This is a genomic window from Streptomyces sp. NPDC001852 (assembly GCF_042891825.1).
GTDB lineage: Bacteria > Actinomycetota > Actinomycetes > Streptomycetales > Streptomycetaceae > Streptomyces.
Map to the genome: position 1 here is coordinate 40,272 of NZ_JBIATN010000021.1, position 24,178 is coordinate 64,449.

Genomic DNA, 24,178 nt, shown 5'->3' on the forward strand with positions numbered 1-24,178 from the left:
CGACACCATGCCCGACCAGTCCATCCCTCAGGCCCGTGCCTCCGCCGAGGTGCCCGAGACGTCCGAGCCCTCGGGCGGCCACGGCATCTCGCGGCGCGCCCTGCTCGGCACCGCGGGGGCCACCGGGCTCGTGCTCGGCGCGGCCGGCGGCGCCGTGGGCTATTCCGCCGCGCCGGCCCCGGCCACCCCGCTGACCTCGGTGGGCTCCGATCGGGCGATGTTTCACGGGAAACATCAGCCCGGCATCACCGAGGGCCTCCAGGCGCGCGGTCATCTCGTCGCCTTCGACCTGGCGGCGGGTGCCGGCCGCAAGGAGGCCGCGGCCCTGCTGCGCCGCTGGTCGACGACGGCCGAGCGGCTGATGGCGGGCGAGGCCGCGCCGCACGACGACACCGACGTGGCCCGCGACGCCGGACCCTCCTCGCTGACGATCACCTTCGGCTTCGGGTACTCCTTCTTCGGGAGGACCGGTCTGGAGAAGCAACGGCCGAGCGCGCTGGACCCGCTGCCGGACTTCTCCTCCGACCATCTCGACAAGGCGCGCAGCGACGGCGATCTGTGGGTGCAGATCGGCGCGAACGACGCCTTGGTCGCCTTCCACGCCCTGCGTGCCCTCCAGAAGGACGCGGGTGGCGCGGCCCGCCTGCGCTGGCAGATGAACGGCTTCAACCGCACCCCGGGTGCCACCGCGCAGCCCATGACCGCCCGCAACCTCATGGGCCAGCTGGACGGCACCCGCAATCCGAAGCCGGACGACCCCGACTTCGACCAACGGATCTTCGTGCCCGCCTCGGGCGAGCCGGCCTGGATGGCGAACGGTTCCTACGCCGTCGTACGCCGCATCCGCATGCTCCTGGACGACTGGGAGAAGCTGTCGCTGTCGGCCCAGGAGGCGGTCATCGGGCGCCGCAAGTCCAACGGGGCGCCGCTGTCCGGAGGTGACGAGACGACCCCGATGGACCTGGAGAAGACCGACGCCAAGGGCGAGTACGTCGTCCCCCTCAACGCCCACGCCCGGATCACCCGGCCCGACAAGAACGGTGGCGCCGCCATGCTGCGGCGCCCCTTCTCCTACCACGACGGCTTCGACGCGGACGGCACACCGGACGCCGGTCTGCTCTTCGTCTGCTGGCAGGCCGACCCGCTGCGCGGCTTCGTACCGGTGCAGCGCAAGCTCGACCGGGGCGACGCGCTGTCGCAGTACATCCGCCACGAGGCGAGCGGGCTGTTCGCGGTGCCGGGCGGTGCCGCCGCGGGCGAGTACGTGGGGCAGCGACTGCTGGAGGGCTGACCTCCCTTTTAAGAGGCGATCGGGGTTTCAAACCACCCGGTCGAGTGGTGTTCATGGGACACGGAAGCCGCTTTCCGCCGCGGCCATTAGGGTGAGGACATGCCAGCGAGCTATGCGTATCTCGGCCCCGAGGGCACCTTCACCGAAGTCGCCCTGCGGACGCTCCCGGAAGCGGCAACCCGGGAGCTCGTCCCGTATGTGTCGGTGCAGTCCGCGCTGGACGCGGTGCGGGCCGGCGAGGCCGAGGCCGCGTTCGTGCCGATCGAGAACTCCGTCGAGGGCGGCATCACCACCACGCTGGACGAACTGGTCGCGGGCGAACCGCTGACGATCTACCGTGAGGTGCTGCTGTCGATCACCTTCGCGCTGCTGGTCCGGCCCGGCACCAAGCTGTCGGACATCAAGACGGTCTCCGCCCACCCCGCCGCCCAGTCGCAGGTGCGGAACTGGCTGCGGAAGAACCTTCCCGACGCCGCCTGGGAGTCGGCCGCCTCCAACGCGGACGCCGCCCGTCTGGTCCAGGAGGGCCGCTACGACGCCGCCTTCGCCGGCGAGTTCGCCGCCTCGCGGTACGGCCTCGATGCGCTGGAAACCGGGATCCACGACTTCCCGGAGACCGCGCAGACCCGGTTCGTACTGGTCGGCCGCCCGGCCCGGCCCGCCGCGCCGACGGGCGCCGACAAGACCTCGGTGGTGCTGTGGCAGCGCGACGACCATCCCGGCGCGCTGCGCGACCTGCTCGGCGAGTTCGCCTCCCGCGGCATCAACCTCATGCTGCTGCAGTCCCGGCCGACCGGCGCCGGCATCGGCAACTACTGCTTCTGCATCGACGCCGAGGGCCACATCTCCGACCGGCGGATGGCGGAGGCGCTGATGGGCCTGAAGCGGATCTGTCTGCAGGTGCGTTTCCTCGGCTCCTATCCGCGCGCGGACATCGCGCCTGCCGAGGCTCCGGCGACCCGGCCGGGGACGTCGGACGAGGAGTTCCTGGCGGCGGCGGACTGGGTGGCGCGCTGCCAGGACGGCCGGTTCTGAAGCGGCCGTAGACTGCGTCGCGCCAGTACTACCTGCATATCTTCGTTATCCACAGAAGTTATCCACAGGTCCGCTTCTCGACCTGGGGACAAGTCGACAAGAGAGCGTGAGTCGGTCGACAAATCGCCCCTCATGCCCCCGATGCGGCCACTGCCCCGCAGCTCACCCTTCGTCCACTCGTTTCCATTGATTCATCTTTTGGAGCGACCGCTTTCCACTCAAAAGTGGGTGTGAACCGGGTTTGCCCTGGGAATTCTTCAGTCCGCCGCGCCGTTCCGGAGTGATCAATTCCGAAATCCACAGACCTTCCACACAGCCTGTGGATAACTCTTCGGAGGGTGTGGATTCCTGTGGACAGCGGGCTCACGAAGTCCCCTTCTCCACAAGGGAGTCCGGTCAACCGATCGCCGGAACGCTGCCCCGTCCCAGGGAGTGAGACACTTTTTCTTGACGCGTTTCGATAGGTTCCGACACGTTACGCAATTCGCCCATAGCGGAACGTAAGCGACAAAGAGTGGCGAATCAGAACTCCCCGTAATAGGGATTCGTGAGCGGCAAGCCCGCACCGGTAGCCTTGGCCTCGTGATTGACCTTCGCCTGCTCCGTGAGGACCCCGACCGTGTGCGCGCGTCCCAGCGCGCCCGTGGAGAGGACGTCGCGCTCGTCGACTCCCTCCTGTCTGCCGACGAGCGGCGCAGGTCCTCCGGCGTCCGCTTCGACGAGCTGCGCGCCGAGCAGAAGCAGCTCGGCAAGCTGATCCCCAAGGCCACCGGCGACGAGAAGGCCGAGCTGCTGAAGCGCGCGAGCCAGCTCGCCGCCGACGTCAAGGCCGCCGACGCCGAGCGCGACGCGGCCGACGCCGAGACCCAGGAGCTGCTGCTCCAGCTCGGCAACCTCGTCCACCCCGACGTGCCCGTCGGCGGTGAGGAGGACTTCGTCACGCTGGAGACGCACGGCACGATCCGCGACTTCGGTGCCGAGGGCTTCGAGCCCAAGGACCACCTGGAGCTCGGCCAGCTGCTCGGCGCCATCGACGTCGAGCGCGGCGCCAAGGTCTCCGGCTCCCGCTTCTACTTCCTCACCGGCGTCGGCGCCCTGCTGGAGCTGGCCCTGGTGAACGCCGCACTGGCCCAGGCCACCGCGGCCGGCTTCACGCCGATGCTGACCCCGGCGCTGGTCCGCCCGCAGTCCATGGCCGGCACCGGCTTCCTCGGCCAGGCGGCCCAGGACGTCTACCACCTCGACAAGGACGACCTGTACCTGGTCGGCACGTCCGAGGTGCCGCTGGCCGCCTACCACATGGACGAGATCCTCGACGCCGACAAGCTGCCGCTGCGGTACGCGGGCTTCTCGCCCTGCTTCCGCCGCGAGGCCGGCTCGCACGGCAAGGACACGCGGGGCATCTTCCGTGTGCACCAGTTCGACAAGGTCGAGATGTTCTCGTACGTCGCGCCGGAGGACTCCCAGGCCGAGCACCAGCGGCTGCTGGAGTGGGAGAAGCAGTGGCTGACCTCGCTGGAGCTGCCGTTCCGCGTCATCGACGTCGCCTCCGCCGACCTCGGCTCCTCGGCCGCCCGCAAGTTCGACTGCGAGGCGTGGATCCCGACCCAGGGCAAGTACCGCGAGCTGACCTCGACCTCGGACTGCACCGAGTTCCAGTCCCGCCGCCTGTCGATCCGCGTCCGCGACGGCAAGCAGGTCAAGCCGCTCGCCACCCTCAACGGCACGCTGTGCGCCGTACCGCGCACGATCGTGGCGATCCTGGAGAACCACCAGCAGGCCGACGGGTCCGTCCGGGTCCCCGAGGTGCTGCGCCCGTACCTGGGCGGCCGGGAGGTCCTGGAGCCGGTCGCCAAGTGACCGGCTTCCCCTACCGGCTGATCGCGACCGACCTCGACGGAACGCTCCTGCGCTCCGACGAGTCGGTCTCGCAGCGCACCCGTGACGCGCTCGCCGCGGCCACCGTGGCGGGCGCGGCCCATATCGTCGTCACCGGCCGCGCGGTCCCGTGGACCCGGCACATCCTGGACGACCTCGGCTACGGCGGCCTCGCCGTCTGCGGTCAGGGCGCGCAGGTCTACGACGCCGGGGCGCACCGCCTGCTGACCTCGGTCACCCTGGACCGGCAGCTGGCGGGCGTGGCCCTGGCCAAGATCGAGGCCGAGGTGGGTCCGCTGTACCTGGCGGCCAGCCGGGACGGACTCGACGGGGAGGTGCTGGTCGGCCCCGGTTACGCGGTCACGGGCAAGCTGCCCGCCACCCCGTTCACGGACGCGGCCGATCTGTGGACCGCCCCGCTGAACAAGATCTACATACAGCACCCGACGATGGGCGACGACGACCTGGCGGACGCCGCCCGGCAGGCCGCCGGCGGTTTCGTCACCGTGGCCATGGCGGGCGAGGGCATCGTGGAACTCCTCCCGCTCGGCCTGTCCAAGGCCACGGGGCTGTCTCTCGCCGCCCGGCGCCTCGGTCTGAAGGCCGCGGACACGATCGCCTTCGGCGACATGCCCAACGACATCCCGATGTTCGCCTGGGCCTCCCGCGGGGTGGCCATGGCCAACGCCCACGAGGAGCTGAAGGCGGTCGCCGACGAGGTGACCGCCTCCAACGAGGAGGACGGGATCGCGGTGGTGCTGGAGAGGTTGCTGGCGTAGGGGTTGCGCCGCCCCTGCGGGCAGTCGTGCCGCTGGGGCGGCACGGGTGGGCGCGGCGGCACTTCGCAGCACCGAGTTGCGCGACCTACCCGCCCGCCCCAGCGCAAGGTGCCCCCTGGAACAGGGGGCCACGGGGAAGGCGGCCCACGCGAGAGCGACATCGCGTGCTCGAAGCGGCCGCCCCGGGCAGCTCCTGGAGCTTCACGGTGGGGTAACTACACCGGAGCCGGCCTCGGGCTGCCCTGTCGGGAGCTGGGCGTACTGCCGTGCATGGACATCGCCCGGCTCCTCTCCCAGACCGTGACGCCGGGACGTTCCCGGCGGATGGGGCACAACCACTCTGCCCCGCCGCCGAGTTGAACGCCACCGAATAAAAGGCGCGGCTACCGGCGGCGCCATCTGCGGCGGCGGGCCTTGCTGAAGAACCAGCCCGCCGGCGGCTCCTCGGAGCGCCACGGCTGCGGCTCGGGCTCCTCGGCACGCCAGCGGGCGGCGAGCATGCGGGCTCGGGCGGACGGCTCGGAGGTCTCGGCGGCGCGCACGAAGGCCTCGTCGAGGACGAGCTCGCCCCAGACATCACCGTCGGACTGCCCACGCCCGTCGTTCTGCGGCATCTCCTCTGCCATCACCGGCCTCCTAGCCGTACATCTGTTGTGCCCAGTGTGCCGGGGACGAGGTGAAGCCGCCGTCAAGTCGCCGTGGGCCTATTCCTCGCCCGCCAGCTTCAGCGTCCGCAGCTTCTGCCCGGCGTACCAGGTGGCCAGCACGGTCACCGCCACCAGCAGCACTGTCGCCGTCGGCAGGCCCACGTCCGAGGTCACCAGGTCACCGCCGACGACCTTGTGGGCGACGGCCAGCGACCACTGCTGGACGCTGAGCGTGCGCGCGCCGGGCACCAGTGAGCCGAACAGCGCCTCCCAGACCAGCGCGTAGACGAGCCCGAAGACCACCGCGTGCCGGGAGACCGTGCCGAGCAGCAGGAACAGCGCCGAGTAGGCGATGGAGGACACCAGCGCGGCGACCGTGTAGGCGACGGCGACCTGCTGGCCGTTGCCGTTGAGGATCAGGCCCGCGATCAGGGTCGGCACCGCCGAGAAGACCATGGTCACGGCGATGGCCACGATCAGTTTGGTGAAGATGATCGTGGGCCGCTTCAGCGGCTTGGACAGCAGGTAGACGACGGAGCCGTCGTCGATCTCCGGTCCGATCGCGCCCGTGCCCGCGATGACGCCGATGATCGGCACCATCGTGGCGATCGCGAAGCCGCCGAGGACGTTGGAGGCGGTCTGGTCGTCGGCTCCGGTCAGGCCGCGCACGGCCACGGAGATCACGATCAGCAGCAGCGGCAGCACGCCGAGGATGAGGGCCCGGCGGCGGCCGAGCAGGGCCCGGTAGGTGAGCCGGGCGACGGTGGGGTCGTACATCTTCGGCCTCCTACGCCGCGACCAGATACGAGAAGACGGACTCGAGGGACTCGTCGGACGGCGAGACCGTGAGCAGCCGGATGCCGTGGTCGCGGGCGACCTTGGGCAGCAGGGCGGTGAAGCGGCCGAAGTCGACGGCCTGGATGCGCAGCGCACCCTCGGTGACGTCGACCTCGATGCCGGCCGTCGAGGGGTCGGCGATCAGCGCGGCCGCGAGGGCACGGTCGTCGCTGGAGCGGACCAGGTAGCGGTGCGGGCGGTCGGTCATCAGCCGGCGGATCCTGCGGAAGTCACCGCTGGCGGCGTGCCTTCCCGCGACGACGACCTCGATGTGCCGGGCGAGCTGTTCGACCTCTTCGAGGATGTGCGAGGAGAACAGCACGGTGCGGCCCTCGTCGCCCATCTTCCGCAGCAGGTCCATCAGTTGCATGCGCTGGCGCGGGTCCATGCCGTTGAACGGCTCGTCCAGCAGGAGCAGGGAGGGGTCGTGGACCAGCGCGCTCGCCATCTTCACACGCTGCCGCATGCCCTTGGAGTACGTGGAGATCCTCCGGTCCTGCGCGTACTCCATCTCGACCGTGGCGAGGGCCTTTTGGGCCGCCTTGTCGCCGAGCCCGTGCAACTCGGCGTTGGCGACGACGAATTCGCGGCCGGTGAGGAAGTCGTACATCGCCTCGCGCTCGGGGACGATGCCGATGTGCCGGTAGATCTGCTCGTTGCGCCACACCGGCTGTCCGTCGAGGGTGACCGTGCCGGTGGAGGGGGCGAGGAAGCCGCCCATCATGTTGATCAGGGTGGACTTCCCGGCGCCGTTGGGACCGAGGAGGCCGGTGACGCCGGGGCCGATGGTCATGGTGATGTCGTTGACGGCGACCACGTTGCCGAACCAGCGGGAGACGTGGTCGATGCTGAGGGTCGTCACAGTCCCACCTTCTTGTAGCGGCGCATCAGCAGACCGTAGCTGCCGGCGATCAGGGCGAGCACGACCAGGACGTAGACCAGTCCCTGCCCGGTCGACGGGTTCACGGCGCCGGGATTGCGGGCGGTCGCGCCCAGGAAGGCGGACTGGACGCCGTCGATGAGCGTGATGGGCGAGAACAGGCCGATCCACGGGATGACGGAGGAATGGTTCTGCACGTTCGCGATGGCCTGGAGCGTGCTGACCGCGCCGTAGGAGATGATCATCACCGCGATCACCGCGGCGATGCCGAAGCCGCGGCGCGGGGTGACGGCGGCGATGACCAGGCCGATGCCGGCGAAGAGCAGGGAGAGCAGGGCCACGGAGACCAGTCCCTCGGCGAATTCCTTCGTCTGGTGGGCGAAGCCCAGCTTGGACAGCAGCGCGCCCACGTACATCACGAGCAGGGGAGCGGCGGTCAGAACGAAGATCGCCGAGGCGAGCGCGGCGAACTTGGCGCGTACGTAGTCGGCGGTCTCGATGGGCCGCGAGAAGTACAGCGGTACCGTTTTGAAGCGCAGGTCGCGCGAGACGGCCTGGGGTGCCTGCGAGGCGACGTACAGGCTGATCACGGCCTGCAGCATGATCGCGTACCGCGTGTAGGTCACCGGCAGGTCGTGCCCCTTGGTGAAGACCACGACGGCCACCATGATGGCCGCGGGCACGCACATCACCGCGAACAGCAGCATCGGCAGCACCTTGGTCTTGGCCGAGCGGCCGAGGCCGTAGGCGCCGCGCAGGGACTGCGCGTACAGCGAGCGGCGGGCGTAGGCACGGCCGAGGCGCGGGCCGTCGTAGCCGCGGTAGCCGATGTCGTGGATGCGGGTCTGGTCACCCGCGGGTGAGGTCAGGGGCTGCAAGGGGCGCTCAACCGCCATGGCGGACGGCCTCCTTCCGCTGCTCGTCGCCGCTGTGTTCGGCGTTGCTGGTGAACACCTCGGAGATGTGGTGCCGGCGCTGCTCCATGCGCACCAGGCCGAGGCCGAGGTCGGCGACGACGTCCCGGACCAGGTCGTACGTCTCCTCGCCCTGGGCGGTCAGCAGCAGGACGTGTCCGGCGCCGGGCAGTCCGGCGCCCTCGTTCTCGGTCTCCACCCCGCGCGCGTGGAGCGCGTCACGGACCGCGCGGGTGCCGTCGGGGTGGGCGTCGCTGTCGGTGACCTCGATCGCGAGGGTGGTCGTGGTCTGGGTGAAGTCGGTGGTGGAGCTCGAGCGCAGCAGCTTGCCGCCGTCGATGACGACGACGTGGTCGCAGGTGCGCTCCAGTTCGCCGAGGAGGTGGGAGGTGACCAGGACCGAGATGCCGAAGTCGGTGTGGATGCGGCGGATCAGGCCGAGCATCTCGTCGCGGCCGACCGGGTCGAGGCCGTTGGTCGGCTCGTCCAGGAACACCAGCTTCGGGTCGTGCACCAGCGCCTGGGCGAGCTTGACCCGCTGCTTCATGCCGGTCGAGTAGCCGCCGATGGGGCGGTAGCGCTCCTCGTACAGCCCGACGTGGCGCAGGGTGTCCGCGGTGCGCTCACGCGCGGCGGTGGGCGGCAGGCCGGACATGCGCGCCATGTGGACGACGAACTCGGTGGCCGAGACGTCGGGCGGCAGGCAGTCGTGCTCCGGCATGTAGCCGACGCGCTCGCGGATGGCGCCGCCCTTGGTGGCGACGTCGAGGCCGAGCACCTCGGCGCGGCCCTCCGTGGCGGGGGACAGACCCAGAAGGATCTTGATCAGGGTGGACTTGCCGGCGCCGTTGGCTCCGACGAGTCCGGTCACACCGGGTCCGATGTCCACGGACAGCCGGTCGAGCGCGGTCACCCGGGGGAACCGCTTGCTCAGGCTTTCGGTCGCGATCACAGTCACGTCCTCGACGGTAGTGATCCGGACCACGCCGGTCGTCAGACCTCAGAGCCGTCTTCGCGTCAGACCCAAGTATTACGGGGCCCTAAGGGATGCCCCCACCTAAGGGTTACCGAGGGTTTTCCACAGCCTGCCGGCCCCGCTATTGACGCCGCCTCTAACAACTGTCACATTCACCAGTGTCAAGTTACGGACGCGTACCGCAGTCGACGCGAGTCGGCGGCACGACGGGACGGGGCGGCATGACGACGGCAGTGAGCAGCGAACTCTCCGTGGAGTTGCGGGGGTTCAGGCGGGTGCAGCGCCTCGCCTACGAGTGCGCGGAGGCGGTCGCGGCACGGCTGGAGCCGGGCGTGACCGAGCGCGAGGCGGCGCGCATGCAGCGGGAGTGGCTGCGCGAGCACGGGGTGCGGGACTGGTTCCACCTTCCCTTCGCCTGGTTCGGCGACCGCACGGCGTTCGTGAACTTCCGCATACCCCTGCAGTTCTTCCCCACGGACCGCGCCCTGGAGCCGGGGATGCCGTTCATCCTGGACATGGCGCCGGTCTACGAGGGATACACGGCGGACATCGGCTATTCGGGCTCGCTCGGCGTCAATCCGGTGCAGGACCGGCTGATGGCCGACCTGGAGGCGCACCGCGAGCTGATCCTGCGCGAGGTGCGCGAGCGGCGCCCGCTGCGCGAGATCTACGAGGACGTGGACCGGCTCATGGTCCGCCAGGGCTATGCCAACCGGCACCGCGCCTATCCCTTCGGCGTGATCGCCCACAAGGTGGACCGGGTGAAGCAGCGCCGCTTCTCCCCTCATCTCTTCGGGTTCGGTACACAGTCCCTCAAGGGCCTGGCCGCCGACGCGCTGCACGGCCACCGCGAGGGCTGGTCCCCGCTGTGGTCGCCGTACCGCTTCTCCGACCATCCGCCGCAGCCGGGCCTGTGGGCGGTCGAACCCCACCTCGGCTTCCGGGGTACGGGCGCGAAGTTCGAGGAGATCCTCGTGGTCACCGACTCGACGGACCCCGAGCAGAGCGCCTTCTGGCTGGACGACGATCTGCCGCACGTGCGGCGCTGGGCGGAGGAGAAGTGACGGCGGACGGCGCGGGAGAGGTGACGGCGGTCGTGACGCTGGAGGGTGCGCGGGAGCGCCGGGTGGCGACCGGCGGGGTCGAGCTGTGCGTGGCCGAGCTGGGCGATCCGGAGCAGCCCACGGTGGTGCTGGTGCACGGCTACCCGGACAGCAAGGAGGTCTGGTCGGAGGTCGCCGTCCGCCTGGCCGACCGCTTCCACGTGGTCCTGTACGACGTCCGGGGCCATGGCCGCTCCACGGCACCCAAGCCCCTGCGCGGCGGTTTCACGCTGGCCAAGCTCACCGACGACTTCCTGGCCGTCGTGGACGCGGTGAGCCCCGACCGCCCGGTGCACCTGGTCGGGCACGACTGGGGCTCGGTGCAGTCCTGGGAGTTCGTCACGGTCGGCCGCACCGAGGGCCGTATCGCCTCCTTCACCTCGATCTCCGGACCGTCCCTGGACCACTTCGGGCACTGGATCAACGCGCGCGTGCAGCGCCCGACGCCCCGCCGCGTGGGCCAGCTCCTCGGCCAGGGCGCCAAGTCCTGGTACGTGTACCTGCTGCACACACCGGTCCTGCCCGAGCTGGCCTGGCGCGGCCCGCTCGGCAGGCGCTGGCCGAAGATCCTCCAGCGGGTGGAGAAGGTACCGGGGGGCGACTACCCGACCTCGTCCCTGACCTCCGACGCGGCACACGGCGCCTGGCTGTACCGGGACAACGTCCGCACCCGGCTGCTCAGGCCGCGGCCGGACGCGTACGCGCACGCGCCCGTGCAGCTCATCACGCCCCAGGGAGACGCGTTCCTCTCGGAGCGCCTGTACGACGACCTCGAGCAGTGGGTGCCGCAGCTGACCCGCCGCACACTACCGGCCAAGCACTGGGTCCCCCGCACCCGCCCCGACCGACTCGCCTCCTGGATCGAGGAATTCATCATGTCCGTGGACGGCGGCCGCCCCGAACCGAAGGCCACCGGCCACCACGCCGAACGGTTCGGCGGGCAACTGGTGCTGATCACCGGGGCAGGCAGCGGCATCGGCCGGGCCACGGCGTTCGCGTTCGCGGAGGCCGGCGCGCGCGTGGTGGCCGTCGACCGCGATGCCGAGGCCGCCGCCCGCACCGCCGAACTGTCCCGGCTGATCGGCGCGCCGGAGGCCTGGGCGGAGACCGCCGACGTCTCCGACGAGCCGGCGATGGAGAAGCTCGCGGAAAAGGTGCACCGCGAGTACGGCGTGCTGGACGTGCTGGTCAACAACGCGGGCATCGGACTGTCGGGGTCCTTCTTCGCCACCACGTCCGAGGACTGGCGGAAGGTCCTGGACGTCAATCTCTGGGGCGTGATCCACGGTTGCCGGCTCTTCGGCGCGCGGATGGCCGAGCGCGGCCAGGGCGGCCACATCGTCAACATCGCCTCGGCCGCGGCGTTCCAGCCCTCCCGGGCCCTGCCCGCCTACAGCACCTCCAAGGCCGCGGTGCTGATGCTCTCCGAGTGCCTGCGCGCCGAACTCGCCGGACAGGGCATCGGGGTGAGCGCGATCTGCCCCGGCATCGTCAACACGAACATCACCTCCACGGCACGCTTCGCCGGTGTGGACGAGGCGGAGGAGCGGCGCCGCCGGAAGAACTCGGCCCGCCTGTACGGCCTGCGCAACTACCCACCGGAGAAGGTCGCCGAGGCGATCCTGGACGCCGTGGCCCGCAACAGGGCGGTGGTGCCGGTGACGCCGGAGGCGCGGGGCGCGCACCTGCTGTCACGCGTGCTGCCGGGGGCACTGCGGCGACTCGCGCGGGTGGAGCCGAAGTTGTGAGCCGCCGGCTGCCGGGGGGGACCTGCCGACGCCGGCAAGCCCCCCGGCGGCCCGCCACAGCAACGGTCACCAGCCAAGGGACCCGAAGATGACCGACGCACCGGTTCAAAAGACCTACCGCATCGAGGACTTGGCCCACCAGACCCGCACCACCGTGCGGACCGTCCGCGCCTATCTGGACCGCGGCCTCCTCCCCCGCCCCGAACGCCAGGGCCGCGTGAATCTCTACTCCGAGGCGCACGTCACCCGGCTCCACCAGATCGCCCACCTCCTCGACCGCGGCTACACCCTGGCCTCCATCAAGGAGTTGCTGGACGCCTGGGACACCGGCCGTGGCCTGGGCGGCGTCCTCGGCCTGGTCACCGAGGTGGACGGGCCGTGGACGGACGAGCGCCCCGATCGCATCACCCGCGCCGAACTCGACGCCCGTTTCGGCGGCACGCCCGACGAGGACGCCGTGGCCGAGGCCGTCGAACTCGGCGTGCTGGAACGGACCGACGGCGATCCGGACGTCTTCCTCGTGCCGAGCCCCCAAGAGCTGTCCGTGGCCGTGGAACTGCACGAGGCCGGTGTCCCGCTACCCGCGATCGCCGGCCATTTGCGGGAGTTGAGGGGACAGGTGGAGCACATCGCCGCCCGTTTCCTCCAGTTCACCACCGAGTACGTCTTCGCACGCTACCTGGACGATCCGGATCGCCGTACGGACGCGCACGCGGCGGAAGCCGCCTCACTGGTGCGCAGGCTTCGCCCTCTGTCCCAGCAGACGGTGGACGCCGAACTGGCCCGCGCGATGCGCGCGTTGGCGACCCGGCAGCTGCGTACTCACCTTGTTGCGCAGAGCCCCGGTGAAGAGCTCGCGGGCGAGCGTTCGGTCTCTCTTCCCACCGGGACGATCCAGGCCGTGGAGAGGCTTGTTGGGCAGGAGCACGCTTCCGAGTTCATCGCACTGGCGGCGGAACGCGAGGTGAGAGCACGGGCCTTGGACCATCTGACGTCAGGTGCCTTGATCTACAAGGAACTTCGCAAATCACCCTAATTCGCACGTCTCTTGTCCACAGATTCGTCAATTCCCCTGTGGATAACCTCAGTTGGTTGTGGATCAAACCTACGAAGAAAAAAACCTGCGTGATCCGCATCTCTGCCACACGCTGGAGGCATGGACGAAAGACGCACCGTGAAGGTGTCGAAGTACCTCTCGAAACACCTGCGCCACCAGCCGGAGCGCATCGGGATCACGCTGGACCCCGGCGGCTGGGTGGAGATCGACACGCTGATCGCGGCGGCCGCCGCCCACGGATTCCGGTTCACCCGCGAGGAACTGGACCACGTGGTGGCCGCCAACGACAAACAGCGCTTCGCGGTCGAGGGCGAACGGATCCGCGCCAGCCAGGGCCACAGCATCGAGGTCGACCTCGGCCTGCCCCCGGCGACCCCGCCGCCGTACCTCTACCACGGGACCGTCGCCCGCAACCTGGACGCGATCAGGGCGGACGGCCTCAGGCCCATGAACCGGCACGACGTCCACCTCTCCGCCGACCGCGAGACCGCCACCCGGGTCGGCGCCCGGCGCGGGCGGCCCGTGGTGCTCACCGTCGACGCCGGAGCCATGCACCGCGACGGCCACGTCTTCCACATCAGCGCCAACGGCGTCTGGCTGACACAGGCCGTACCCCCGCGCTACCTGCGGTTTCCCGGGCCGCGCTGAAAGCCTCGCACACAAGGGGCGCGTCCCGGTGGTCCTGCTCGGTCCGTGGCCGAGCAGCCGCATACGGTGACCGTTTTGACCCATTGTCGGTGCGGCCCCTTACTCTCGGACGCATGAGTCTGCGTCTGAGCACCGTGATCCTGCCGTACCGCCGCTGGAGCGAGGGCGGCCGTTCGGCCTGGGTGCGGGCCGAGCAGCTGGGCTTCCACACCGCGTACACCTACGACCACCTGTCCTGGCGCAGCTTCCGTGACGGCCCGTGGTTCGGCGCGGTCCCGACCCTGACGGCCGCCGCTGCCGCCACCGAGCAGCTGCGCCTCGGCACGCTCGTGACCTCCCCGAACTTCCGGCACCCGGTGACCCTCGCCAAGGAGCTGATCTCCCTCGACGACATCTCCGGCGGCCGGATCACCCTCGGCATCGGCGCCGGCGGCACCGGCTTCGACGCCACCGCCCTGGGCCAGGAGCCGTGGAGCCCGCGCGAGCGCGCCGACCGGCTCGCCGAGTTCGTGCCGCTGCTGGACCGGCTCCTCACCGAGGACGCGGTGTCGCACGAGGGCCGCTTCTACTCGGCGCACGAGGCCCGGAACATCCCGGGCTGCCTGCAGCGGCCCCGGCTGCCGTTCGCGGTGGCGGCCACCGGACCGCGCGGCCTCAGGCTCGCCGCACGGCACGGCCAGGCGTGGGTGACCACCGGCGACCCGAAGCTGTACGAGAACGGCACCCCGGAGCAGTCCGTCGAGGCACTGCGCGGGCAGATCGCCAAGCTGTCCGAGGCCTGCGCGGACGCCGGGCGGGACGTGGCCGGCCTGGACAAGATCCTGCTCACCGGCTTCACCCCGGACCGCGCCCGGCCGCTGTGCTCCCTGGACGCCTTCGTGGACTTCGCCGGCAGGCACCGGGAACTGGGCTTCACCGAGATCGTGATCCACTGGCCCATCCCGGACTCCGACTTCGCCGCCGACGAGAAGGTCTTCGAGCAGATCGCCATGGAGGCCGCCGCCCAGCTGGACTGACCGGTACCGCGGCAGGAGCTGGGCGTCATCTGCGTCTCATCTGTGCGCAGTTCCGCACGGCCGTGCGGGCATATGCGCGAGAATGACCGGGTGACCTCAGCGACCAGACAGCCCGGGACCCCGTCCGCCGCCGTACGTCCGCGGCTGATCGCCACCGACCTCGACGGCACCCTGCTGCGCGACGACAAGTCGGTCTCCCCGCGCACCGTGGCCGCACTGGCCGCCGCCGAGGACGCGGGCATCGAGGTCTTCTTCGTCACCGGCCGCCCGGCCCGCTGGATGGACGTCGTCAGCGACCACGTCCACGGCCACGGCCTGGCGATCTGCGGCAACGGCGCCGCCGTGGTCGACCTGCACGGCGGCCCCGGCGCCCACCGCTTCGTGAAGGTGCGCGAGCTGGCCCGCAAGAACGCCCTGGACGCCGTACGGCTGCTGCGTGCGGCGGCACCCGGCACAGTGTTCGCAGTGGAGCAGACGTACGGCTTCCACCAGGAGCCGGACTATCCCAAGCTGCACATGGAGATACCGGACAACCTGCTGCCCGCCGAGCACCTCCTCGCCCCCGACGGCCCGGACGCCGACCAGCCCGTGCTCAAGATCCTGGCCTACCACCCGGACCTCGACCCGGACGCCTTCCTCACCCTCGCCCGGCTCTCGATCGGCGACCGCGCCAACGTCACCCGCTCCAGCCCCAGCGCCCTGCTGGAACTGAGCGGCCCGGACGTCTCCAAGGCCAGCACCCTCGCCCTGTGTTGCGCCGAGCGCGGTATCTCGCACGAGGAGGTCGTCGCGTTCGGCGACATGCCCAACGACGTCGAGATGCTGACCTGGGCCGGCCAGTCGTACGCGATGGGCAACGCCCACCCCGATGTCATCGCCGCCGCGTCGGGCCGTACGGTCGCCAACAACGAGGACGGAGTCGCGGTCGTGATCGAACAACTCCTCACCCGCCGCTTCTGAAGCGCCTTTGGCCGTTCGTCGCCGAAGCCGGAACCGGAGCCGGTGACCGGGGTGGCGGTCACCGCACCGGTGCGGACGCGTGCGCGGCACGCGGTCACCGCGCTCCGACCAGCGACTCCACCTCCGCCTCCCGCCGAGCGAGTGTCCGCAGCGGCCCGTCCACCGCGAGAAGCTCCGCGTAGGTGCCCCGCTGCACCACCCGGCCCGCGTCGAGCACGATCACCTCGTCCACCGCCTCCAGCCCCGCCAGCCGGTGCGTGATCAGCACGGTCGTACGTCCCTGAGTGGCGGCCAGCAGATCGGCGGTCAGCGCATCGGCGGTCGGCAGGTCCAGATGCTCGGCGGGCTCGTCGAGCACCAGGACGGGGAAGTCGGCCAGCAGGGCGCGGGCGAGCGCCAGCCGCTGCCGCTGACCGCCGGACAGCCGGGCCCCGTGCTCGCCCACCAGCGTGTCCAGCCCGTCGGGCAACCCGTCCACCCAGCTCAGCAACCGGGCCCGGTCCAGCGCCCGGCGCAGCTCGGCTTCGGTGGCGTCCTTCCTGGCCAGCAGCAGGTTCTCGCGCACCGAGCTGTCGAAGATGTGCGCGTCCTGCGCACACAGTCCGACGAGACGCCGCACGTCGTCACCGGCCAGCGCGTACGCGTCCACACCGGCGAGCGTGTACGAGCCCTCCTGCGGATCGAGGAAGCGCAGCAGCACCTGGGCGAGGGTCGTCTTGCCGGCACCGGACGCCCCGACCACCGCGGTCCGCCGCCCCTCTTCCAGGGTGAGATCGAAGCCGGCCAGCGCCTCTCGCCGCTGCTCCTCGTGCCGCGCGGCCAGCCCCTTGACCACCACCGGGAACGGCGAGGCGGGCGCCTGCCGGGGCCGCACGGGCTCGCACACGGGCTCCGGAGCGTCCAGCACCTCGTAGACGCGCTCCGCGCTCCGCCGCACCCGCTGCCGCTGGCGCACGGCGAGCGGCAGCCCGAGTACGGCCTCGAAGGCGGCCAGGGGAGTGAGGACGACCACGGCCATCGCCACGCCGCCGAGCCGGCCCGCGGCCACCGCCTGGGCCCCGCACAGCGCGGCCGCCGTGACGGTCAGGCCGGAGATCAGCGCGGTGAGTCCGTCGCCGAGCGCGGTCACGGCGGCGGCGCGCGAGGCGATCCGGGTGAGGGTCCCGTCGGCTTGCCGGGCCGCGTCCGTACGGGTGGGCAGCGCACCGGCCACGGTCAGCTCGGCGGTGCCGGTGAGCAGGTCGGTGACGCGGGTGGCGAGGGCGCCCCGGGCCGGGGCCAGCCGTCGCTCGGTCCTCCGGGCCACGGTCGCGGTGACCAGCGGGACACCGACGCCGGCCGCCACGAGCCCTGCCGCGAGCACGGCGCCGGCCTCGGGGAGCAGCCAGAACGTGAAGCCGACGGAGGCCGCGGAGACGGCGACGGCAACCGACGCGGGCAGCAGCCAGCGCAGCCAGTAGTCCTGGAGCTCGTCCACGTCCGCTACCAGCCGGGTCAGCAGATCGCCGCGCCGGGCACTTCGGAGTCCCGCCGGCGCCAGCCGCTCCAGCCGCCGGTACACGGCCACCCTGGCGTCTGCCAGCATCCGCAGCACGGCGTCGTGTGACACCAGCCGCTCGGCGTAGCGGAACACCGCCCGACCGATCCCGAAGGCCCGCGTGGCCGTCACGGCCACCATCAGATACAGCACCGGAGGCTGCTGCGATGCCCGCGAGATGAGCCATCCCGAGGTCGCCATCAGCCCGACGGCACTACCGAGCGCGAGGCTGCCGAGCAGCCACGCCAACGCCAGTCGCCCTCGCTGCGGCCCGGCAAGCGCACGAACCCGCGCAAGCCCCCGCCGAGCCCACCCCGCCCCGCCGGAGCCCCTTTCCAGCCCCCCGAGCCGAGAGACCGAGCGTCCACTGTCCAGCCCATCGAGCCCAGAGACGGCAGGGCCACTGTCCAACCGCCCGAGCCCAGAGACCGAAGGGCCACCTTCCGGCCCACCGAGCCCAGAGTCCGAGGGCGCACCCGCCGGCCCGCTGGGCCCGGGCGCCGAGGAGCCGTCTGCGGGCCGAGGGCGGTCGGACGCCGAGCGGCTGTCTTCCAGCCGAGCGAGACCGGACACCGCCGGGCCGCTCTCCAACCCGCTCGATGACACCCCGCTCGACAACCCCCCGCTCTCCAGCCGCACCACCCGATCGGCAACCTCCAGCAACGCCGGCCGATGCACCACAAGCAACACCGTCCGCCCGGCGGCCAGCCTCCGCACCGCCCTCACGACCTCCGCCTCCGTCCCCCCGTCCAACGAGGCCGTCGGCTCGTCCAGCAACAGCACGGGCCGGTCGGCGAGAAAGGCACGGGCAAGAGCCAACCGCTGCCGCTGCCCCGCCGACAGCCCGGCCCCGTCCTCCCCGAGCACGGTCTCCGCCCCTTCGGGCAACGCGTCCACGAACTCCAGCGCACCCGCATCCCGCAGCGCCCGCCGTACCGCACGCTCGTCCGCCTCGGGCCTCGCCAGCCGCACGTTCTCCGCGATGGTCCCGGCATACAGATGCGGCCGCTGCGGCACCCACGCGATCCGCGACCGCCAGTCCCCCAGATCGAGTTCCGCGAGATCGGCTCCCCCGACCCGCACCCGCCCCTCGCTGGGCGAGACGAACCCGAGCAGCACGTTGAGCAGCGTGGACTTGCCCACCCCGCTCGGCCCCACCAGCGCGACCGTCTCACCGGGCTCGACGCTGAACGACACGTCCGTCACCGCGTCGTCCGAGCGACCGGGGTAGCGAACGGTGACCCCCTCGAAGGCCACGGCGCCCGACGGCACAGCGCCGGTACCAGACGCCGGAACCAGCGTCTGCAGCACGCTGAAGATTTCCTCCGCGGCAGCCAGCCCCTCCGCCGCCGCGTGGTACTGGGCGCCGACCTGCCGCAACGGAAGGTACGCCTCGGGCGCCAGCACGAGGATCACCAGACCGACGTACAGATCCATGTCACCGTGCACCAGCCGCATGCCGATCGTCACCGCGACCAGGGCGACCGACAGCGTGGCGAGCAATTCCAGCGCAAAGGAGGACAGGAAGGCGATCCGCAGAGTCCGCAGGGTGGCCTGCCGGTACTCGCCGGTGATCCGGCGGATGGACTCGGCCTGCGCCTTGGCCCGGCCGAACACCTTCAGCGTGGGCAGTCCGGCGACCACGTCCAGGAAGTGCCCCGACAACCGGGACAGCAGCCGCCACTGACGGTCCATCCGAGACTGGGTCGCCCAGCCGATCAACATCATGAAGAGCGGGATGAGGGGCAGGGTGCCGACGATGATCGCCGCCGAAACCCAGTCCTCGGTGACAATCCGCGCCAGCACCGCCACCGGAACGACCACCGCGAGCCCCAACTGCGGCAGATAGCGCGAGAAATAGTCATCCAGCGCGTCGACCCCCCGCGTGGCCAGCGTGACCAGCGAACCCGTGCGCTGCCCGGCCAGCCACCCGGGACCGAGCGTCGCCGCCCGGTCGAGGAGGCGCCCCCGCAGTTCGGACTTCACCGCCGCACTCGCCCGATGGGCGGCGAGTTCGGTGAGCCACGCGACAACCGACCGGCCCACGGCCACGGCGGCCAACTGCAGCAGGGGAGTGCGCAGTTCAGCGACGGACTGCCCGTGCTGGAACGCACCGACAACGACCTCGGCGATGAGCATCGCCTGGGCGATGACCAGCCCCGCACCGACGGCCCCCAGGCCGACGACCGCCACGAGGAAGAAGCGCGTGGCGCGGGCATATCGCAGCAGACGTGGATCGATTGGTTTCACGTGAAACGTGCCCTTCGGCCCAGGAGGGTGTGTTTCACGTGAAACACACCCTCGACGGACTCAGTGCGCGGCGCCGGCCGCAGCATCGGGTGCGATGTGCTGCGTGCCGATCCGCTTGCGGAAGACCCAGTAGGTCCAGCCCTGATAGAGCATCACCAGCGGCGTGGCGATGGCCGCCAGCCACGTCATGATCTTCAGGGTGTAGGGACTGGACGAGGCGTTGGTGACCGTCAGGCTCCAGTCCGCGTTGAGCGTGGACGGCATCACGTTCGGGAAGAGCGACAGGAAGAGCATCGCCACGGCGGCCACGATGGTGAGGCCGGACAGCGCGAACGCCCACCCTTCACGCCCGAACTGGTTGGCCACCAGCGCAGCCACCAGGGCAGCGACCGCCACGACGAGCGCCACCAGACTCCTGCCGTTACCACTGTCGGCCTGCGTCCACAGCAGGAAACCGAGCGCCACGACGGCCGTGCCGAGGCCGACCCACAGGGCCAGCTTCCGTGCGCGCACCCGGATGTCCCCCACGGTCTTGAGCGCGGTGAACACTGCTCCGTGGAAGGTGAACAGGGTGAGCGTGGCCAGGCCGCCGAGCAGGGCATAGGGGTTGAGCAGGTCCCCGACGCTGCCGACGTACTCGAAGTGCTGGTCGATCTTCACGCCCCGCACGATGTTCCCGAAGGCCACGCCCCACAGGAACGCCGGAATCAGCGAGGCCCAGAAGATCGCCGTCTCCCAGTTGCGCTGCCAGTTCTCCTCGGGCCGCTTCACCCGGTACTCGAAGGCGACACCCCGGACGATCAGGCAGACCAGGATGACCAGCAGCGGCAGATAGAAGCCGGAGAACAGAGTGGCGTACCACTCCGGGAACGCGGCGAAGGTCGCACCGCCGGCCGTGAGCAGCCACACCTCGTTACCGTCCCAGACGGGCCCGATGGTGTTGATCAGCACCCGCCGCTCGGGCCGGTTCCGGGCCAGCAGCTTGGTGAGGATGCCGACCCCGAAGTCGAAGCCCTCCAGGAAGAAGTAGCCGGTCCACAGGACGGCGATCAGGACGAACCATACGTCGTGAAGTTGCATGACTGTTCCCCCGGCCTAGTACGAGAAGGCCATCGGCTTGTCGGCGTCACGGGTGTCGCCGCCGATCTTCGTGGGCGGGTTGAGGTCGGCCTCCGTCAGCTCGGGCGGGCCGGCCTTGACGTACTTCACGAGCAGCTTGACCTCGATTACGGCGAGGATCGCGTACAGCGCCGTGAAGGTGATCATCGAGGTGAGGACCTCGCCCTGGGAGACACTGGGGGAGACCGCATGCCGGGTCTGCAGGACGCCGTAGACGACCCACGGCTGGCGGCCCGTCTCAGTGAAGATCCAGCCCCAGGAATTGGCGATCAGCGGGAAGGCCAGGGTCCAGATCGCGACGCGCCAGTACCAGGTCGTCAGCTTCGGGCTGAGCGCCTTGTTCTTGAACAGCACCAGATGCGGCACCTCGTCCTCACCGACCCGCAGATGCTGCGGGAGCATGAACTTCTTCCGGGTCAGCCACAGTCCGGCCAGGCCGATGGCGAAGGAGGCCATGCCGAAGCCGATCATCCAGCGGAAGCCCCAGAAGGCGACCGGGATGTTGGGCCGGTAGTCACCTGGGCCGAACTTCTGCTGCTCGGCCTTGTTGACGTCGTTGATGCCGGGGACGTACGAGGTGAAGTCGTCGTTGGCGAGGAAGGACAGCAGACCCGGGATCTCGATGGCCACGGTGTTGTGGCCCTTCTCGACATCGCCGTACGCGAAGATCGAGAAGGGTGCCGGCTTCTGGCCGTCCCACAGCGCCTCGGCCGCCGCCATCTTCATCGGCTGCTGCTTGAACATGACCTTGCCGAGGGTGTCACCGCTGACCGCGGTGAGCAGACCGGCGATCACGACGGTGACCAGGCCGAGCCGCAGCGAGGTCTTCATCTCGCGGATGTGCTTCTTGCGGGCCAGGTGGTAGGCGGCGATGCCCACCATGAAGGCGCCGCCGGTCAGGAAGGCCGCGGACAGGGTGTGGAAGGCCTGGCTGAGGGCGGTGTTCTGGGTCAGTACGGCCCAGAAGTCGGTCAGCTCGGCCCGGCCCTTCGCCTTGTCGATCTTGTAGCCGACCGGGTGCTGCATCCACGAGTTGGCCGCGAGGATGAAGTACGCCGACAGGATCGTGCCGATCGAGACCATCCAGATGCAGGCCAGGTGGATCTTCTTGGGCAGCTTGTCCCAGCCGAAGATCCACAGGCCGATGAAGGTCGACTCGAAGAAGAACGCGATCAGCGCCTCGAAGGCGAGCGGGGCACCGAAGATGTCACCGACGAAACGCGAGTAGTCGGACCAGTTCATGCCGAACTGGAACTCCTGCACGATGCCCGTGACCACGCCCATGGCGATGTTGATCAGGAAGAGCTTGCCCCAGAACTTGGTCGCCTTGAGGTACTTCTCCTTCTCCGTGCGTACCCAGGCCGTCTGCAGCCCGGCCGTGAGAGCGGCCAGGGAGATGGTCAGCGGGACGAACAGGAAGTGGTAGACGGTGGTGATGCCGAACTGCCAGCGCGCCAGTGTTTCCGGCGCCAGGGCCAGGTCCACGTCGTCACTCTCCTTACTGCGCCGTGATACAGCGGCGATTCGCCCCGCTTGTCGCATGCATACGGGGCAAACGGGACGCGCTTGTGAACGCGTTCACATTCACAAGCCATTATGACGCACTGATTTTCGGCCCGGTAGGGCGGGGTCGCCGTACTGCCACAGCGTCAAGACCTTGGCAGCGAATTCAACATCTTGTTGAATTGCATGCCATGCGGATACGTATTTCATGGCCCGCGGGCAACATCACCGCGACCCTCGACGCAGGCACCCCGACCGCACAGGCCCTCAGCAAGGCGCTGCCCCTCACCTCCAGCGCCTGCACATGGGGCGAGGAGGTCTATTTCGACACAGGTGTCTCCGTTTCACGTGAAACGGACGCCCGGCAGGTCGTGGAGCCGGGCACGGTGGCCTTCTGGACGGACGGCGACGCACTCGCCCTCCCCTATGGCCCCACGCCGATCTCGCGAGGCTGGGGGTCCCCCCGAACGGAGTTTGGGGGAGAGTGCCGCCTCGCGAGCCCGTGCAACGTCCTGGGAAGCCTGGACGGGGACGTCCGCGCTCTGGCGACCGTGCGGGACGGCGACCCCATCCGGGTGGAACTGATCGACGAGTAGAGCCCGCGCAGGGCTACAGCTCCTTGCGGAACGCCTCCGCCACCTTCAGGAAGATGTCGTTCGCCTCGGTCTCACCGACCGTCACCCGCACACCCTCGCCCGGGAACGGCCGGACCACCACACCGTGCTGCTCACAGGCCTGAGCGAACGCGACCGTACGCTCCCCCAGCCGCAGCCAGACGAAGTTCGCCTGCGTCTCCGGCACCGTCCAGTCCTGGGCGCGCAGCGCGTCGACCACGCGCGTGCGCTCGCACACCAGCGAGCCGACCCGGCCGAGCAACTCGTCCTCGGCCCGCAGTGAGGCGATCGCCGCTTCCTGCGCGAGCTGGCTGACACCGAAGGGCACCGCCGTCTTGCGCAGCGCCGCCGCGACCGGCTCATGGGCGATCGCGAAACCGACGCGCAGCCCGGCGAGCCCGTAGGCCTTGGAGAACGTGCGCAGGACGCAGACGTTGGGCCGGTTCCGGTACAGCTCGACGCCGTCGGGCACCTCAGGATCGCGGATGAACTCGCGGTAGGCCTCGTCCAGTACCACCAGGACGTCGCCGGGCACCCGGTCGAGGAACCGCTCCAGCTCGGCCCGCCGCACCACCGTGCCGGTCGGGTTGTTGGGGTTGCAGACGAAGATCAGACGCGTCCGGTCGGTGATCGCGTCCGCCATCGCGTCCAGGTCGTGCACATCGCCGGGCGTGAGCGGCACCTGCACCGACCGGGCGCCGCTGATCTGCGTGATGATCGGGTACGCCTCGAAGGACCGCCAGGCGTAGATGACCTCGTCCCCGGGACCGCTCGTGGCCTGGAGGAGCTGCTGGGCGACGCCCACCGAGCCGGTGCCGGTGGCCAGGTGGGAGACGGGGACGCCGAAGCGCTCCGACAGCTCGGCCATCAGCCCGGTGCATGCCATGTCCGGGTAGCGGTTGAAGTCGCAGGCGGCCGCCGTCACGCTCTCCATCACGCCGGGCAGCGGCGGGTACGGGTTCTCGTTGGAGGACAGCTTGTAGGCGACCGGCCCGCCGGCCGCGGCAGGCTTGCCCGGCTTGTAGGTGGGGATACCCTCCAGCTCGGCGCGCAGCTTGGGGCTCGTCTCGCTCACCGCAGTCCTCCTCGCGACCACCGGCGGACCGTCGACGCCGCCGGCTTCCAATACTCCTCACCTTATGAGGATTCGGCCCCGGTGCGTACAGGTGGCGGCCCTGCAAAACGTGAGCCCCATCCCACCGCGGCGCCATCCCGGGGCATCACCGTACGAAGGCGTACGTTTCAGGGGGCGCGCCGTACATATATCTATGCGCCGGTAGCTCGCGCCGTGGCGCGCATCCCTCGTGCAGGTGAGTTGAGACCTCTTCGAAACATCGGCTGCTTGGCAGGTCCATACGCGTCACCACATCACGTCCTGCCGCAGGA

Annotated in this window: 20 protein-coding genes; 11 read left to right on the forward strand and 9 right to left on the reverse strand. The window is 70.2% G+C overall.

Annotation, left to right across the window (positions count from 1 at the left end; translation table 11 throughout):
* The first annotated feature begins 7 nt into the window (after window positions 1-7).
* The 4 genes from efeB (at window position 8) to ACFYZB_RS30875 (ending at window position 4,983) form a co-directional block, all read left to right on the forward strand.
* Entirely contained in the window at window positions 8-1,291 is a 1,284-nt protein-coding gene (gene efeB / locus ACFYZB_RS30860; RefSeq protein ID WP_388764199.1) for an iron uptake transporter deferrochelatase/peroxidase subunit, read from the forward strand.
* 99 nt (window positions 1,292-1,390) lie between these two features.
* A complete protein-coding gene (pheA, locus tag ACFYZB_RS30865) occupies window positions 1,391-2,326 on the forward strand; it encodes a prephenate dehydratase (protein ID WP_388764201.1) in 936 nt (311 codons plus the stop codon).
* A 582-nt stretch (window positions 2,327-2,908) separates the two neighbouring features.
* The gene (gene serS, locus ACFYZB_RS30870) at window positions 2,909-4,186 is read left to right on the forward strand and encodes a serine--tRNA ligase (protein WP_351208626.1); all 1,278 of its coding nucleotides are present in this window, start codon (window positions 2,909-2,911) and stop codon (window positions 4,184-4,186) included.
* The gene (locus tag ACFYZB_RS30875) at window positions 4,183-4,983 is read left to right on the forward strand and encodes an HAD family hydrolase (protein WP_388764203.1); all 801 of its coding nucleotides are present in this window, start codon (window positions 4,183-4,185) and stop codon (window positions 4,981-4,983) included. The genes serS and ACFYZB_RS30875 overlap by 4 nt, the downstream gene beginning before the upstream one ends.
* A 383-nt stretch (window positions 4,984-5,366) precedes the next feature.
* Here ACFYZB_RS30875 and ACFYZB_RS30880 read toward each other — a convergent pair whose 3' ends face one another.
* The 5 genes from ACFYZB_RS30880 to ACFYZB_RS30900 all read right to left on the reverse strand — a co-directional run bounded on the left by ACFYZB_RS30880 (window position 5,367) and on the right by ACFYZB_RS30900 (window position 9,213).
* Window positions 5,367-5,609, reverse strand: coding sequence for a hypothetical protein (locus ACFYZB_RS30880; RefSeq protein ID WP_388764205.1), 243 nt, complete (start codon window positions 5,607-5,609; stop codon window positions 5,367-5,369).
* A 78-nt stretch (window positions 5,610-5,687) separates the two neighbouring features.
* On the reverse strand, window positions 5,688-6,407 hold the full coding sequence (locus tag ACFYZB_RS30885) for an ABC transporter permease (protein ID WP_351208623.1): 720 nt from the start codon (window positions 6,405-6,407) through the stop codon (window positions 5,688-5,690).
* A 10-nt stretch (window positions 6,408-6,417) separates the two neighbouring features.
* A complete protein-coding gene (locus tag ACFYZB_RS30890; RefSeq protein WP_351208622.1) occupies window positions 6,418-7,329 on the reverse strand; it encodes an ABC transporter ATP-binding protein in 912 nt (303 codons plus the stop codon).
* A complete protein-coding gene (locus ACFYZB_RS30895; protein WP_388764207.1) occupies window positions 7,326-8,243 on the reverse strand; it encodes an ABC transporter permease in 918 nt (305 codons plus the stop codon). Before ACFYZB_RS30895 ends, ACFYZB_RS30890 begins: the two co-directional genes overlap by 4 nt.
* The gene (locus ACFYZB_RS30900) at window positions 8,233-9,213 is read right to left on the reverse strand and encodes an ABC transporter ATP-binding protein (protein WP_351208736.1); all 981 of its coding nucleotides are present in this window, start codon (window positions 9,211-9,213) and stop codon (window positions 8,233-8,235) included. Before ACFYZB_RS30900 ends, ACFYZB_RS30895 begins: the two co-directional genes overlap by 11 nt.
* Window positions 9,214-9,458: 245 nt before the next feature.
* Between ACFYZB_RS30900 and ACFYZB_RS30905 the strand changes: the two genes are divergently transcribed.
* The 6 genes from ACFYZB_RS30905 to ACFYZB_RS30930 all read left to right on the forward strand — a co-directional run bounded on the left by ACFYZB_RS30905 (window position 9,459) and on the right by ACFYZB_RS30930 (window position 15,769).
* Window positions 9,459-10,301: a M24 family metallopeptidase gene (locus ACFYZB_RS30905; protein WP_388764208.1), complete on the forward strand. Its 843-nt coding sequence runs from the start codon at window positions 9,459-9,461 to the stop codon at window positions 10,299-10,301.
* A 32-nt stretch (window positions 10,302-10,333) separates the two neighbouring features.
* Complete coding sequence (locus ACFYZB_RS30910; protein WP_388764317.1) at window positions 10,334-12,088, forward strand: SDR family oxidoreductase; 1,755 nt, start codon at window positions 10,334-10,336, stop codon at window positions 12,086-12,088.
* An 88-nt stretch (window positions 12,089-12,176) separates the two neighbouring features.
* The gene (locus ACFYZB_RS30915) at window positions 12,177-13,124 is read left to right on the forward strand and encodes a MerR family transcriptional regulator (protein ID WP_388764210.1); all 948 of its coding nucleotides are present in this window, start codon (window positions 12,177-12,179) and stop codon (window positions 13,122-13,124) included.
* 120 nt (window positions 13,125-13,244) lie between these two features.
* The gene (locus tag ACFYZB_RS30920; RefSeq protein WP_388764211.1) at window positions 13,245-13,793 is read left to right on the forward strand and encodes an RNA 2'-phosphotransferase; all 549 of its coding nucleotides are present in this window, start codon (window positions 13,245-13,247) and stop codon (window positions 13,791-13,793) included.
* A 113-nt stretch (window positions 13,794-13,906) separates the two neighbouring features.
* Window positions 13,907-14,809, forward strand: a complete 903-nt coding sequence (locus ACFYZB_RS30925; RefSeq protein WP_388764213.1) for an LLM class flavin-dependent oxidoreductase — start codon at window positions 13,907-13,909, stop codon at window positions 14,807-14,809.
* A gap of 72 nt (window positions 14,810-14,881) precedes the next feature.
* Window positions 14,882-15,769: an HAD-IIB family hydrolase gene (locus ACFYZB_RS30930; protein WP_388764215.1), complete on the forward strand. Its 888-nt coding sequence runs from the start codon at window positions 14,882-14,884 to the stop codon at window positions 15,767-15,769.
* Between the two features lie 94 nt (window positions 15,770-15,863).
* Here ACFYZB_RS30930 and cydD read toward each other — a convergent pair whose 3' ends face one another.
* The 3 genes from cydD to ACFYZB_RS30945 are packed head-to-tail and all read right to left on the reverse strand — an operon-like array spanning window position 15,864 to window position 22,160.
* Window positions 15,864-19,556 carry a thiol reductant ABC exporter subunit CydD gene (cydD, locus tag ACFYZB_RS30935; RefSeq protein ID WP_388764217.1) on the reverse strand — a complete coding sequence of 1,231 codons (3,693 nt, stop codon included), beginning with the start codon at window positions 19,554-19,556 and terminating at the stop codon, window positions 15,864-15,866.
* Between the two features lie 60 nt (window positions 19,557-19,616).
* Window positions 19,617-20,636 carry a cytochrome d ubiquinol oxidase subunit II gene (gene cydB / locus ACFYZB_RS30940; RefSeq protein WP_388764219.1) on the reverse strand — a complete coding sequence of 340 codons (1,020 nt, stop codon included), beginning with the start codon at window positions 20,634-20,636 and terminating at the stop codon, window positions 19,617-19,619.
* Between the two features lie 15 nt (window positions 20,637-20,651).
* Window positions 20,652-22,160 (reverse strand): cytochrome ubiquinol oxidase subunit I, encoded by a 1,509-nt coding sequence (locus tag ACFYZB_RS30945; RefSeq protein WP_388764220.1) that lies wholly within the window; start codon window positions 22,158-22,160, stop codon window positions 20,652-20,654.
* Between the two features lie 209 nt (window positions 22,161-22,369).
* On the opposite strand from ACFYZB_RS30945, the gene ACFYZB_RS30950 reads away from it, so the two are divergent.
* Window positions 22,370-22,774, forward strand: a complete 405-nt coding sequence (locus ACFYZB_RS30950) for a cyclophilin-like fold protein (protein WP_388764221.1) — start codon at window positions 22,370-22,372, stop codon at window positions 22,772-22,774.
* 13 nt (window positions 22,775-22,787) lie between these two features.
* Here ACFYZB_RS30950 and hisC read toward each other — a convergent pair whose 3' ends face one another.
* The gene (gene hisC, locus ACFYZB_RS30955; RefSeq protein ID WP_388764223.1) at window positions 22,788-23,867 is read right to left on the reverse strand and encodes a histidinol-phosphate transaminase; all 1,080 of its coding nucleotides are present in this window, start codon (window positions 23,865-23,867) and stop codon (window positions 22,788-22,790) included.
* Between the last annotated feature and the right edge of the window lie 311 nt (window positions 23,868-24,178).

What these genes read in the sequence shown, in the direction of transcription:
- ACFYZB_RS30885 (WP_351208623.1), bottom strand. Translation starts at nt 6,407, where the DNA reads ATGTACGACCCCACCGTCGCCCGGCTCACCTACCGGGCCCTGCTCGGC.
- ACFYZB_RS30925 (WP_388764213.1), top strand. Translation starts at nt 13,907, where the DNA reads ATGAGTCTGCGTCTGAGCACCGTGATCCTGCCGTACCGCCGCTGGAGC.
- ACFYZB_RS30880 (WP_388764205.1), bottom strand. Translation starts at nt 5,609, where the DNA reads ATGGCAGAGGAGATGCCGCAGAACGACGGGCGTGGGCAGTCCGACGGT.
- ACFYZB_RS30895 (WP_388764207.1), bottom strand. Translation starts at nt 8,243, where the DNA reads ATGGCGGTTGAGCGCCCCTTGCAGCCCCTGACCTCACCCGCGGGTGAC.
- pheA (WP_388764201.1), top strand. Translation starts at nt 1,391, where the DNA reads ATGCCAGCGAGCTATGCGTATCTCGGCCCCGAGGGCACCTTCACCGAA.
- ACFYZB_RS30950 (WP_388764221.1), top strand. Translation starts at nt 22,370, where the DNA reads ATGCGGATACGTATTTCATGGCCCGCGGGCAACATCACCGCGACCCTC.
- ACFYZB_RS30915 (WP_388764210.1), top strand. Translation starts at nt 12,177, where the DNA reads ATGACCGACGCACCGGTTCAAAAGACCTACCGCATCGAGGACTTGGCC.
- ACFYZB_RS30905 (WP_388764208.1), top strand. Translation starts at nt 9,459, where the DNA reads ATGACGACGGCAGTGAGCAGCGAACTCTCCGTGGAGTTGCGGGGGTTC.
- cydB (WP_388764219.1), bottom strand. Translation starts at nt 20,636, where the DNA reads ATGCAACTTCACGACGTATGGTTCGTCCTGATCGCCGTCCTGTGGACC.
- efeB (WP_388764199.1), top strand. Translation starts at nt 8, where the DNA reads ATGCCCGACCAGTCCATCCCTCAGGCCCGTGCCTCCGCCGAGGTGCCC.
- ACFYZB_RS30930 (WP_388764215.1), top strand. Translation starts at nt 14,882, where the DNA reads ATGCGCGAGAATGACCGGGTGACCTCAGCGACCAGACAGCCCGGGACC.
- ACFYZB_RS30920 (WP_388764211.1), top strand. Translation starts at nt 13,245, where the DNA reads ATGGACGAAAGACGCACCGTGAAGGTGTCGAAGTACCTCTCGAAACAC.